The sequence below is a fragment of the Ancylobacter vacuolatus genome, assembly GCF_030813595.1.
GTDB lineage: Bacteria > Pseudomonadota > Alphaproteobacteria > Rhizobiales > Xanthobacteraceae > Ancylobacter > Ancylobacter vacuolatus.
Window position 1 is genome coordinate 134,986 of sequence record NZ_JAUSUH010000002.1, and the last position, 12,559, is coordinate 147,544.

Consider the following 12,559-nt stretch of genomic DNA (forward strand, 5'->3'; position numbering starts at 1 on the left):
GGGCCGAATCCTAGTTTGCCGGCGCTTTTCGCCGGCTGCTCCCGCTCCCCCCAGATTCCCGCCCCCAAGCCCCCTCTTCCGGCTTTCCGCGCGGCCCTGGCAGGCGGCGCCGCCGGCGCCGATGGCTGCCAGAGGCGGGGTCGCTGCCCTGCCGGGGGAGACAGGTGATGAAGATCCTCGTGCCCGTGAAGCGGGTGGTCGACTACAACGTCAAGATCCGGGTCAAGGCCGACGGCTCCGGCGTCGAGCTGGCCAATATCAAGATGTCGATGAACCCGTTCGACGAGATCGCCGTCGAGGAGGCGCTGCGCCTGCGCGAGGCGGGCAAGGCCTCCGAGGTGATCGCCGTCTCCATCGGCCCGGTGAAGACCGACGAGACCATCCGCACCGCGCTGGCCATGGGCGCCGATCGCGGCATCTGGGTGAAGACCGAGGAAGCCGGCATCGAGCCGCTCACCGTCGCCAAGCTGCTCAAAGCCCTCGTTGCGGCCGAGGGGCCGTCGCTGGTCATCCTCGGCAAGCAGGCGATCGACGATGATTGCAACCAGACCGGCCAGATGCTCGCCGCCCTGCTCGGCTGGCCGCAGGCGACCTTCGCCTCCAAGGTCGTTGTCGGCGAGGGCACGGTGGACGTCACCCGCGAGATCGATGGCGGGCTGCAGACGCTGCGCCTCGCCCTTCCCGCCGTGCTGACCACCGATCTGCGCCTCAACGAGCCGCGCTACGCCTCGCTGCCCAACATCATGAAGGCGAAGAAGAAGCCGATCGAGGAGAAGAGCGCCGCCGAGCTCGGCGTCGACCTCGCCCCCCGGCTGGAAATCCTCTCCACCTCCGAGCCCTCGGGCCGCACCGCCGGCATCAAGCTGGCCTCCGCCGCCGAGCTGGTCGGCCATCTCAAGACGGCGGGAGTGCTCTGATCATGGCCGACACGCGTCCCACCCTGCTGCTCGCCGACCATGACGATGCGAGCCTGAACCCGGTCACGGCCCGCGCGCTCACCGCCGCCTTGGCGCTCGGCGCCCCGGTGCATGTGCTGGTGGCCGGCGAGAACGCCCGCGCTGCCGCTGAGGCCGCCGCCAAGCTCGACGGCGTGACTGAAGTCCTGCTCGCCGACGGCCCCGCTTTCGCCCACCGCCTCGCCGAGCCGGTGGCCGCGCTCGGCGTCGCACTGGCGCCGGCCTATGGCGCGCTCATTGCCCCCTCCACCGCCTTCGGCAAGAGCGTGATGCCGCGCATCGCCGCGCTGATCGACGTGATGCAGGTCTCCGACGTCATCGCCGTGGTGGCCCCCGACACGTTCGACCGGCCGATCTATGCCGGCAACGCCATCCAGCGGGTACGCGCCACCGACGCCACCAAGGTGCTCACCATCCGCACCGCCTCCTTCACTGCGGCCGGCGAGGGCAATGCCGCGCCGATCCGCGCGCTCGAGGACGCCGTGCCCGCGAGCGGCGCCAGCTTCCTCGGCGAGGAAATCGCCGCCAGCGCCCGCCCGGACCTTGCCGCCGCCCGCATCATCGTCTCGGGTGGAAGGGCGCTCGGCTCGGCCGAGAACTTCCACGCGATTGTCGAGCCGCTGGCCGATGCGCTCGGCGCGGCGGTGGGCGCCTCGCGCGCGGCGGTCGATGCCGGCTACGCCCCGAATGACTGGCAGGTCGGCCAGACCGGCAAGGTGGTGGCGCCCGACCTCTATGTCGCGCTCGGCATTTCAGGCGCCATCCAGCATCTCGCCGGCATGAAGGATTCCAAGGTCATCGTCGCCATCAACAAGGACGAGGACGCGCCGATCTTCCAGGTGGCGGATTACGGGCTGGTCGGCGACCTGTTCGAGATCGTGCCGCAGCTGCAGGCTGAAATAGCTAAGGCAAAAGCCTGACGGGACACTATACTGCCGCCCTCCGCAGGGGCAGAACGGACGTGGCAATGGCTTTCGAGATCAAGCGCATCGGCATCATCGGCGCCGGCCAGATGGGCAATGGCATCGCGCATGTGTGCGCACTCGCCGGCTATGACGTGGTGCTGAACGACCTTGAGGCGGATCGCATCAAGTCCGGCCTCGCCACCATCAATGGCAACATGGCCCGGCAGGTCTCCAAGGGCCTGTATGCCGAGGACGAGAAGAAGGCGGCGCTGTCCCGCATCCACGGCACCGACCAGGCGGCCGACCTCGCCGAGGTCGACCTCGTGATCGAGGCGGCGGTGGAAAAGGAAGAGATCAAGCGCCGCATCTTCTCCTCCATCTGCCCGTTCCTGAAGCCGGAGGCGATCCTCGCCACCAACACCTCCTCCATCTCCATCACCCGGCTGGCCGCCTCCACCGACCGGCCGGAGCGCTTCATCGGCATTCACTTCATGAATCCGGTGCCGCTGATGCAGCTGGTGGAGCTGGTGCGTGGCATCGCCACCGAGGACGAGACCTTCGAGCTGTCCAAGGGCTTCATCACCCGGCTGGGCAAGACCTATGCGGTGGCGGAGGATTTCCCCGCCTTCATGGTCAACCGCATCCTGCTGCCGATGATCAACGAGGCGATCTACACGCTCTATGAGGGCGTCGGCTCGGTGGACGCCATCGACACCGCCATGCGGCTCGGGGCCAACCACCCGATGGGGCCGCTGCAGCTGGCCGATTTCATCGGGCTGGATACTTGCCTGTCGATCATGCAGGTGCTGCATGAGGGGCTGGCCGATTCCAAGTACCGTCCCTGCCCGCTGCTGGTGAAATATGTCGAGGCCGGCTGGCTCGGGCGCAAGACCCAGCGCGGCTTCTACGATTATCGCGGCGAAAAGCCGGTGCCGACCCGTTAGAGGCGGGGCACGCCGGCACGCTGAGAGAGCCCGTCGCCGGGCGCCGTCATGTCCGTCATCCTGAGGTGCCCGGCACTCGCCGGGCCTCGAAGGACGCAGACGGGTGCCGCCCGCTACCCCATCTTCCCCAGCAGCCACCTTGCCGGCCGCCCGTCGATCGCCGCCAGCCCCAGCGCGATGATGGCGAAGCCGGCGAATTCGCGCGGCTCCAGCGCCTCGCCCAGCACCAGCGCGCCGAGCAATATGGCGCTCACCGGCACGAGAAACGTCACCAGCGAGATATTGGTCGCGCCATTGCGGCCGAGGATGCGGAAATACAGGATATAGGCCAGCCCGGTGGAGAGCACGCCGAGGCCGAGCAGCGCGCCGATAACAGGCGCTGAGGGCGCCGGCAGGTTCCACGGCCGGTCGATCAGCGCCACCACCGGCAGCAGCAGCAGGCTGGAGCTGGCCAGCTGCGCCATGGCGATGCCGAGCGGCGGCAGATGCCGGAAGCGCCGGGAATAGACCGCCGCGAAGCCATAGGAGACGGTGGCGCCGATGGCGGCGAGCTGCGCTGGCAATTGGTGCCCGCCGAGCTGGCCGAGCAGCGCCGGCCCCATCATCACAGCGACGCCGAGAAAGCCGAGGCTCACCCCGGCAAGCTTGCCGACGGTGAACTTCTCGTCATGGGTGAACGCCTGCGCCACCAGCACGGTGAACAGCGGCGTCGCCGCGTTGAGGATGGAGGACAGCCCGCTCGGCAGATGCTGCTGCGACCAGGCGATCAGCCCGAACGGGATGATGTTGGCGATCACAGCCAGCAGCAGGAACTCGCCCGCCAGCCGCCGGTTCATCGGCATATGGATGCCGCGCGCCCGGGCGATCACCCACAGCGCCAGCGCGCCGATGGCCACCCGCGTCAGCACCATGGTCAGCGGGGGAATCTCGGCGATCGCCACCTTGCCGAAAAAGAAGGAGCCGCCCCAGATCACCCCCAGCAGCGCCAGCGCCGCCCAGTCGGAAGGCGCCATGGGCAGCGGCCCGGCGACCGAGGTGGCGAGCCCGGTGCGGTGGACGGGGCTCGACGCGGACATGGGGCACGCTCCTGCAGGGGTGAGGGGCGTTCTAGTCCTCCCCAGGGTTGCGCGCCACCCGTTTTCGCCAGCGTCGCCCGTCAGGCGAGGAGAAGCGAGTCCTGCGTTGCCGCCGGCAGGCGACAGGCCCCATCCGCGCCCAAGTCGGCTCCCAGCCCGGCCTTGAGCACGGCGTAGACGCGGGGATCGTCCATCTGCGCCACGTTGAAGCGCATGAAGTCCGCCGCCTGCTGCGCGGGGCTGAAGACATTGCCCGGCGCCAGGATCACCCCCTCTGCGAGTGCGAACTGCGCCAGCCGCGCCGCGTCGCGGCCCTCCGGCAGCTGGCACCAGAGATAGAAGCCGCCGCGCGGCGTCACCCACGCGCGAAAGCCGAGGTCCGCCAGCCTTGTCTGCGCGTCGCGCCGGGCGCGGGAAAGCCGCCCCCGCAGCGCCGCCATGTGCCGGCGATAGCCACTGTCCATCAGGCTGTCGAACACCAGCTGGGAGGCGAGCGGGCTTGCCCCGCCAAACTGCGTCGCGACCTGCAGATCGACCAGCGCCTCGATCCAGTCCGGCCGCGTCGCGATATAGCCGCAGCGGACGGAAGCCGACAGCGTCTTGGAAAAGCTGCCGATGCGGATGACGTTGACGAGACCGTCAAACGCCGCCAGGCGCGGCGAGGGCTCGGGCTCGAACTCGGCGAAGATATCGTCCTCCACGATGACAAGCCCATGGGCCGAGGCGAGGGTCAGCACCTTGTGGATGGTCTGGGCCGACATCGTCGCCCCGGTCGGGTTGTGCAGGCCGCAATTGGTGATGTAGAGCCTCGGCCGATGCTCGGTGAGCATCTCGGCGAACCGCGCCGTGTCGGGCCCGGCCGGCGTATAGGGCACGCTGACGATCCGGGCCTGATGGGCGCGCAGCAGCGCCTGAAAATTGAAATAGCAGGGATCGTCGACCAGCACCGTATCGCCGGGGCGCAGCAGAAACCGGCAGATGAGGTCGATCGCCTGCGTGCCGGACGAGGTCAGCAGCATCTGGTCCGGGCTGAGGTCCAGCCCCTCGCTGGCGCAGCGGCGGGCCAGAAACTGCCGCAGCGGCAGTAACCCCCGTGTACCGCCATAATTGGCCAGCAGGGCGTCATCGGCGCGCGAAAGGCCACGCAGCGCCCGCCGGAGGATCGCGCCCGGCATCCAGTCCGGCGGCAGCCAGCCGCATCCCGGCTTCAGCGTCTGCGCCGCGGCGTCCAGCGACTGGCGCGAGACCCAGAGCGGGTCGATGGCGCGGTCCGCCCTCGGCTGCAGCTCGTTGACGGCCGGGGACGCCATCCCGGACGCGACATAGAAGCCGGACCCCGGCCGCGCATGCACGACTCCCTCCGCCACCAGCCGGTCATAGGCCTCGACCACCGTCGAGGGCGACACGTTCAGGCTTGCGGCGGCGCGACGGATCGAGGGCAGCTTGTCGCCCGGCGCCAAGGTGCGGCGGGCGATCTGGTCGAGGATCGCCGCCATCACCTGCCCGGTTCGGGTCGCACTCGCCGCACTCGCCGCACTCTTTGCCATCGCGTCACCCCAACTGTATGGCTCATATTCTCATACAGTTCGGTACGGATTGTACGGGGTGTAACTGGCCCGGCCAAGGCCGGGGCGGGTATGGATGCCGCTCCTTCACGCGGGCGGACCGATGGAACAGACGTCAAAGGGATGGGGCAGCGGCCTTGTCGGCGTGATCATTTTCAGCGGCTCGCTGCCCGCCACGCGGGTCGCCGTCGGCGGTTTCGAGCCGGTCTTCCTCACCAGCGCCCGCGCGGTGATCGCCGCGCTGCTCGGCGGGGCGCTGCTGGTGGCGCTGCGCCAGCCCCGCCCGGCCGCGACCGACCTCTTCTCGCTGCTGATTGTGGCGATCGGCGTCGTGGTCGGCTTTCCGCTGCTGACGGCGCTGGCGCTCCAGCATGTCACCTCGGCCCATTCCATCGTCTTCATCGGCCTTTTGCCGCTGGCCACCGCGACCTTCGGCGTGCTGCGCGGCGGCGAGCGGCCAAGGCGGGGGTTCTGGTTCTTCTCGGCGCTGGGCAGCCTGTCGGTGGTCGGCTTCGCCCTCTCGCAGAGCGGCGCGGGTTCGCTGGTGGGCGACCTTTTGATGGTGGCGGCCGTTGTCCTGTGCGGCCTCGGCTATGCGGAAGGCGCGGTGCTCTCCCGCCGGCTGGGCGGCTGGCAGGTGATCTGCTGGGCGCTGGTGCTGGCGCTCCCCGTCATGGCGCCGATCGCCCTCGCCACCCAGCCCGCGACATGGCACGGCATCGGCGCCCCGGCATGGCTGGGCCTCGCCTATGTCTCGGTCTTCAGCATGCTGGTCGGCTTCGTGTTCTGGTATCGCGGCCTGGTTCTGGGCGGCATCGCCAAGGTCGGGCAACTGCAGCTGCTGCAGCCCTTCTTCGGTCTCGCGCTGGCGGGCCTGCTGCTGCACGAACCCGTCCCCATCGCCATGGTGGCCGTCACCGGTTTCATCGTGCTGTGCGTCGCGGCCGCCAAGCGGTGCGCGTGAGCCCTCAGGGCGCCGACGTCGCCGCCAGCCCCTTGTCGGCCAGCGCCGCCTTCACCAGCGCCACCGCATCGGGACTCGCCCATTCCGCCGGGCCGGCGATATGGCCGAGCTCGCAGCCCTGCGCATCGATCAGCATGGTGGTGGGCAGACCGAAGCCGCGCCCGACGACGCGCAGGTCCTGGAAGGCCTGCGCCTTCGGGTCGGTGTAGAGGGCGAGGTGCTTCAGCCCCGTCTCCGCGAAGAAGGTTTTCGGCTTGGCCGGGTCGCGGGTGTCGATATTGACCGTGATCACTTCAAAGCCCGGCGCGCCATCGCCGCCCTTGCTGCCGAGCGTCGCCTGCAGCTCGTCAAGCGCCGGCATCTCCTTGCGGCAGGGCACGCACCAGGTCGCCCAGATATTGACCAGCTTCAGCCCGTCGCCGCCCACCTGCGACAGCCGGGTCGGCTGGCCGTCGGGGGCAAGGAAGGCGAGGTCGGGAATGCGGGTCGGCTTCTCCGTCGGGGCGAAGGCGGCGAGCTCCCCGGTGGCCAGGGCGGCGAGGCGCTTGCCGGCCGCGCTGGCCACACTGCACTGATCGTCCACCACACCGGCCTGACTGGCCTCACTCGCCACGGCTATCGGCGCCGGCGCGGCCGGCCCGGTGGCAACGACATTGCGCGGCCCGCCCCCTATCCCGTATACGCCTGCCAGCCCGGCGACGGCGCCCGCCACCACGGCGGCCGCCAGAAGGAGGGCGAAGCGTCCCGTGCGGCGCGGCGAGCCCTCTGTTTCGGGTCCGCCTGCGTCCTCAGGTCGTTCGGTCATGGCCGTCCTCGCGGAGAAAAGTCTAACATGAGCAACAAGATGTGGGGCGGCCGCTTCGAGACCGGGCCCGACGCGATCATGGAGGAGATAAACGCCTCCATCGGTTTCGACCAGCGCCTGTATGCGCAGGACATTGCGGGATCGAAGGCGCATGCCTCGATGCTGGCGGCGCAGGGGATCATCGACAAGGCTGATGCCGAAAAGATCGCCGCCGGTCTAGACACGATCCTGTCAGAGATCGAATCCGGCGATTTCACCTTCCAGCGGGCGCTGGAAGACATCCACATGAACGTGGAATCCCGCCTCGCCACACTACTCGGCGCCCCCGCCGGCCGCCTCCACACCGCAAGGTCGCGCAACGACCAGGTGGCGACCGATTTCCGGCTGTATGTCCGCGACACGATCGACACGCTCGATGCGCAGATTCGCGATCTGCAGCAGGCACTTGCGGAGAAGGCGCTGCTCTATTCCGGCACGGTTATGCCGGGCTTCACCCATCTGCAGACCGCCCAGCCGGTGACCTTCGGCCACCATCTTCTGGCCTATGTCGAGATGCTCGGGCGCGACCGCGGGCGGTTTCGCGATGCCCGCGCCCGGCTCAACGAGTGCCCGTTAGGCGCCGCCGCGCTGGCCGGCACCTCCTTCCCGATCGACCGCTTCGCCACCGCCAGCACCCTCGGCTTCGACCGGCCGACGGCGAATTCGCTCGATTCCGTCTCCGATCGCGACTTCGTGCTGGAGACACTGGCAGCGGCGTCCATCGCGGCGATGCATCTCTCGCGCTTTGCCGAGGAGATCGTGATCTGGACTTCGCCGCTGGTGGGGCTGATGAAGCTCTCCGACCGCTTCACCTCCGGTTCCTCGATCATGCCGCAGAAGCGCAACCCGGACGCGGCCGAGCTGGTGCGCGCCAAGATCGGCCGAATCGCGGGTGCTTTCAACGGCTTGCTGATGGTGATGAAGGGTCTCGCCCTAGCCTATGCCAAGGATATGCAGGAGGACAAGGAAGGCACGTTCGACGCCCTCTCCACCCTCTCGCTGATGATTGCGGCCACCAGCGGCATGGTGCGCGACATGGTGCCGGACGAGAAGCGGATGAAGGCGGCGGCGGGGGCGGGCTATTCCACCGCCACCGATCTCGCCGACTGGCTGGTGCGGGTGCTCGGCCTGCCCTTCCGCGAGGCGCATCACGTCACCGGCCGCATCGTCGCGCTGGCCTCCGCCAAGGACGCCCCGCTGCACAAGCTCACGCTCGCGGAGATGCAGTCGGTGGAACCGCGCATCACCAAGGACGTGTTCGGCGTGCTCTCCGTGTCGAAGTCGGTCGCCAGCCGCGTCTCCTATGGCGGCACCGCGCCGAAGAATGTGCGCACCCAAGCCAAGCGCTGGCTGAAGCTGCTGGCGAAATAAGCGTCGCAGATAGTTGCCGTCATCCCAGCCGAAGCGAAGCGCAGAGCCGGGATCGTCTGCCGCCTTCCGGCGGAGGCCGATCCGGGATCGGCCTCCGCCGTTCGGGATGACGTATCTGGCTCACCCCGCTCTCCGCCCTAGCAATCGCAAGGCGTTGGCCGTCACCAGCACGGTGGCGCCGGTGTCAGCGAGGATGGCGGGCCAGAGGCCGGTGAGGCCGACGAGGGTGGTGACGAGCAGCACCGCCTTCAGTCCCAGCGCCAGCGTGATGTTCTGGTGGATGTTGCGCATAGTGGCGTGCGACAGCGCGATCATCGCCGCGACATCCCCTACCCGGCCATGCAGAACGGCGGCGTCCGCCGTCTCCAGTGCCACGTCCGCGCCACCGCCCATGGCGATGCCGACCGTGGCGGCGGCGAGCGCCGGCGCGTCGTTGATGCCGTCGCCGACCTTGGCGACCTTCAGCCCCTCGCGCTGAAGCTCGCCGATGATGCGCTGCTTGTCGGCCGGCATCAGCCCGGCGCGCACCTCGATGCCGAGGTCGGCGCCGATCGCCCGCGCCGTACGTTCATTGTCGCCGGTCAGCATCAGCGTGCGGATACCGGCGGCTTTCAAGGCATCGAGCCCGGCCCGGGCGTCCGCGCGCGGCTCGTCGCGCAGGGCGATGAGCCCCTGGGCCCGCCCGTCCGCCAGCAGTACCGCCACCGTCTTGCCCGCCGCGTTGAGCGCCGCGATGGCGGCCGACTGTTCTTCGCTCAGCGGCGCCCGTGCGGCGGCCGCCTTGGGCGAGCCGAGGAATAGCGCCGCGCTTCCGACGATGCCGCTCACCCCCTCGCCGCCCAGCGCGCCCGCCTCCCGCGCCGGCGGCACGGCGAGACCACGCGCGGCCGCCTCGCCGAGAATGGCATTGGCGAGCGGATGGGTGGAGCCCGATTCCAGCGCCGCGGCGCGGGCGAGCAGGTCCGCCTCGTCGCCCTCGAAGGCCACGATGTCGGTCACCTCAGGCTTGCCCTCGGTCAGCGTGCCGGTCTTGTCGAAAGCGACGGTGTTAATGGTGCGCAGCGTCTCAAGCACCGCCCCGCCCTTGATCAGCAGGCCGCGCCGCGCGCCCACCGCCAGCCCGGCGGCGATGGCGGCGGGGGTGGAAATGACAAGCGCGCAGGGGCAGCCAATCAGCAGTAGCGCGAGGCCCTTGTAGATCCACTCATCCCAGCCCGCCCCTAACAGCAGCGGCGGCACCACCGCCACCAGAGCGGCGAGAACTACGACGAAGGGCGTGTACCACCGCGCGAAGCGGTCGATGAAGCGCTCAGTCGGCGCCTGGCTCTCCTGCGCCTCCTCCACCAGCCGCACCACGCGGGCAATGGTGTTGTCGGAAGGCGCCGTGGTGGCACGAATGGTGAGCGCCGCCTCGCCATTCACTGTGCCGGCGAACACGCCGTCACCCGCCAGCTTGGCCACCGGCACGCTCTCGCCCGTCACCGGCGCCTCGTTCACCGAGCCGGCACCCTCCAGCACCTCGCCATCGGCTGGAAGCCGTTCACCGGGGCGCACCAGGATCACGTCGCCAATCTCAAGGCTTTCCGCCGGCACCTCGCGCGTGCCCCCGCCCTCGACCAGGCGCGCGGTCTTCGGCACCAGCGCGGTGAGGGCACGGATGGAGTTGCGCGCCCGCCCGGCGGCGACACCTTCCAACAATTCGCCGACGAGAAACAGAAAAACCACGGTCGCCGCCTCCTCGGAAGCGCCGATGATCACCGCGCCGATGGCGGCAATGGTCATCAGCGTTTCGATGGAGAAGGGCGTGCCGACGAGCCCCGCCATCACTGCCCGGCGGGCGATCGGGACAAGGCCGATGGAGAGGGCGGCGATGAAGATCCAGGGGTCGAGCGCGGGAAAGAAATGGCCGAGCCCATAGGCAGCCGCCAATGCCGCGCCGCAGACAAGGGCGAGCCGCGCCTTGCCGCTGCTCCACCACGGGCCGTCGCCTGCGAGATGGGCATGGTCGTGCGCGCTCGGCGCCGCCGCCACGACCGGCGCCGGGGCCGCCGCCGCGTGGGTGGGATCGCCGTGGGCGTGCCCTACGTGCGAATGACCGTGGTCGTGACCGCAGTCGTGACCATGGTCATGGGCCTGTTCATCTGCGTGCGCCGGCGCGGCGGGGGCGCCGGTTGCGGCTTTCGTCGCGGTCGGCAAGGCGGATATGCCGTAGCCGAGGCCGGACACCCGCTTCTCCACAAGCACAAGGTCGGCGCCGTCATGGGCCACCGTCATCGTCCCCGCCGCCACCGCGACCGACACATCGGCGACGCCATCGAGGCGCCGCACCGCCGTCTCGATCTTCATCGCGCAGGAGGCGCAGTCCATGCCCTCTATACGGTAACGGGTCTTTATCGCCGGCATGATCGTCTCTCCTGCGCTCGCCCTTGCGTCGGCCGCAGGCAGACCCTAGTTCCTCTAGCGACTAGAGGAGCAAGAGCGAAATGAAGGGCATTTACACCATTGGCGATGCGGCGCGGCAAAGCGGCGTGAAGGTGCCGACCATCCGCTATTATGAGGAGATCGGCCTGCTCCCCGCGCCGCCGCGCACCGAAGGCGGCCGCCGTTCCTATGGGGCGACCGATCTGCGCCGGCTGGCCTTTATTCGCCATGCGCGGGAGCTCGGCTTCGAGATCGACGCCATCCGCACCCTTCTGCAATTGCAGGACGAGCCCGACCAGTCCTGCGCCGCGGCGGACGCCATTGCCCGCGACCACCTCGTCACGGTGGAGCGGCGCATCGCCAGCCTCACGGCCCTGCGGGAAGAGCTGGCGCGCATGGTCGAGGGCTGCTCGCACGGCCATGTCGCCAGCTGCCGGGTGATCGAGATCCTCGCCGACCACGGTGAATGCGCGCATCATGAGGGCGCGCGCGCCTGATCTCCCGGGCGCCGCTCAGGCCTGGGTCAGGCGCGCGTCCTCGCGCGCTGACGACTCCTGGGTGAAACCCGCCCGCGCCTCGCGCACCGCCCCGGCGATGAAGTCCTCCACCGTGCGGATGCGCCGGAGGTCGCGGATGTCGGCATGCGTCACCAGCCAATAGGCGCGGCGGAAATTCAGTTCGGGCAGCACCCGCACCAGTTCGGGATGCTCCAGCGCGGCATAGTCGTGCAGGATGCCGATACCGCCGCCCGCCCGCACCGCCTCCATCTGGCCAACGACGCTGGCGCATTCGAGCCGGCGCGCCTCCACCTCACGAAACACCTCGAAATAGTCGAGCGCCGGGGAATAGACGAGATCGGGCACATAGGTGACGAGCAGCCGCCCGGTGACATCGCGCAGACACTCCACCGGTCCGGTGCGGGCGAGATAGTCCCGCGAGGCATAGACGCCGAGTGTGTAGTCGGTGAGCTTGCGCGCCACCAGCCGCCCCTCGCTCGGTCGCTGCAGCGTGACGGCAATATCCACCTCGCGCTTGGGCAGCGAGAAGCTGCGCGGCAGCGGCGCCAGCTGGATCGAGAGGCCGGGATGCTCCTCCGCCAGCCGGCCGAGGCGCGGGGCGAGGAAATAGGTGCCGAAACCATCCGGCGCGCCGATCCGTACCGCCCCGGCCAGCGCGAGATCGACATTGCCCAGTGCCGCCTGCGCCTGCAGCATCTCGGTCTCGATGCGCTCGGCATGGGCGAGCAGCCGCTCGCCGGCGGGGGTCAGCTCGCTGCCGGTGGTGCGGCGTTCCAGGAGCTTCGAGCCGAGGCTCGCCTCCAGCGCGCCGAGCCGCCTTCCGACAGTGGCGTGGTCCAGCCCGAGCTGGCGCGCCGCCGCCAGCATCTGGCCGGCGCGAGCGACCGCGAGAAAGATGCGCAAATGGTCCCAATCCATGGCACCCTGCCTAGCGCAATGTGCGCAGCCGCACAACGGATGCGAAAACATCGTCGTTGAAGTGACGACTTTCGACA

11 protein-coding genes are annotated in these 12,559 nt (G+C 69.4%); 6 read left to right on the top strand and 5 right to left on the bottom strand.

Annotation, left to right across the window (positions count from 1 at the left end; all coding sequences use genetic code 11):
• Nucleotides 1–167 precede the first annotated feature (167 nt).
• The 3 genes from J2S76_RS04625 to J2S76_RS04635 are packed head-to-tail and all read left to right on the top strand — an operon-like array spanning nt 168 to nt 2,805.
• Nucleotides 168–917 carry an electron transfer flavoprotein subunit beta/FixA family protein gene (locus tag J2S76_RS04625; protein ID WP_307057970.1) on the top strand — a complete coding sequence of 250 codons (750 nt, stop codon included), beginning with the start codon at nt 168–170 and terminating at the stop codon, nt 915–917.
• Nucleotides 918–919: 2 nt separating this feature from the next.
• Nucleotides 920–1,876: an electron transfer flavoprotein subunit alpha/FixB family protein gene (locus J2S76_RS04630; RefSeq protein ID WP_307057972.1), complete on the top strand. Its 957-nt coding sequence runs from the start codon at nt 920–922 to the stop codon at nt 1,874–1,876.
• Nucleotides 1,877–1,923: 47 nt separating this feature from the next.
• Nucleotides 1,924–2,805: a 3-hydroxybutyryl-CoA dehydrogenase gene (locus J2S76_RS04635; RefSeq protein WP_018388194.1), complete on the top strand. Its 882-nt coding sequence runs from the start codon at nt 1,924–1,926 to the stop codon at nt 2,803–2,805.
• Between the two features lie 113 nt (nt 2,806–2,918).
• Here J2S76_RS04635 and J2S76_RS04640 read toward each other — a convergent pair whose 3' ends face one another.
• Together J2S76_RS04640 and J2S76_RS04645 are read right to left on the bottom strand one after the other, a co-directional pair.
• Nucleotides 2,919–3,881: a DMT family transporter gene (locus J2S76_RS04640; RefSeq protein WP_307057975.1), complete on the bottom strand. Its 963-nt coding sequence runs from the start codon at nt 3,879–3,881 to the stop codon at nt 2,919–2,921.
• Between the two features lie 80 nt (nt 3,882–3,961).
• Nucleotides 3,962–5,428 (bottom strand): aminotransferase-like domain-containing protein, encoded by a 1,467-nt coding sequence (locus J2S76_RS04645; RefSeq protein WP_307057977.1) that lies wholly within the window; start codon nt 5,426–5,428, stop codon nt 3,962–3,964.
• A gap of 121 nt (nt 5,429–5,549) precedes the next feature.
• Between J2S76_RS04645 and J2S76_RS04650 the strand changes: the two genes are divergently transcribed.
• Complete coding sequence (locus J2S76_RS04650) at nt 5,550–6,410, top strand: DMT family transporter (RefSeq protein WP_307057979.1); 861 nt, start codon at nt 5,550–5,552, stop codon at nt 6,408–6,410.
• A 4-nt stretch (nt 6,411–6,414) separates the two neighbouring features.
• Here the strand turns inward: J2S76_RS04650 and tlpA are convergent, their stop codons facing one another.
• Nucleotides 6,415–7,215 carry a thiol:disulfide interchange protein TlpA gene (gene tlpA / locus J2S76_RS04655; RefSeq protein WP_307057981.1) on the bottom strand — a complete coding sequence of 267 codons (801 nt, stop codon included), beginning with the start codon at nt 7,213–7,215 and terminating at the stop codon, nt 6,415–6,417.
• A gap of 27 nt (nt 7,216–7,242) precedes the next feature.
• Between tlpA and argH the strand changes: the two genes are divergently transcribed.
• Nucleotides 7,243–8,625: an argininosuccinate lyase gene (argH, locus tag J2S76_RS04660; RefSeq protein ID WP_307057983.1), complete on the top strand. Its 1,383-nt coding sequence runs from the start codon at nt 7,243–7,245 to the stop codon at nt 8,623–8,625.
• Nucleotides 8,626–8,745: 120 nt separating this feature from the next.
• On the opposite strand, the gene J2S76_RS04665 is transcribed toward argH, so the two are convergent.
• Nucleotides 8,746–11,028, bottom strand: a complete 2,283-nt coding sequence (locus J2S76_RS04665; protein WP_307057986.1) for a heavy metal translocating P-type ATPase — start codon at nt 11,026–11,028, stop codon at nt 8,746–8,748.
• 80 nt (nt 11,029–11,108) lie between these two features.
• On the opposite strand from J2S76_RS04665, the gene J2S76_RS04670 reads away from it, so the two are divergent.
• On the top strand, nt 11,109–11,543 hold the full coding sequence (locus tag J2S76_RS04670) for a MerR family transcriptional regulator (RefSeq protein ID WP_307057988.1): 435 nt from the start codon (nt 11,109–11,111) through the stop codon (nt 11,541–11,543).
• Between the two features lie 15 nt (nt 11,544–11,558).
• On the opposite strand, the gene J2S76_RS04675 is transcribed toward J2S76_RS04670, so the two are convergent.
• A complete protein-coding gene (locus tag J2S76_RS04675; RefSeq protein ID WP_307057990.1) occupies nt 11,559–12,482 on the bottom strand; it encodes a LysR family transcriptional regulator in 924 nt (307 codons plus the stop codon).
• Between the last annotated feature and the right edge of the window lie 77 nt (nt 12,483–12,559).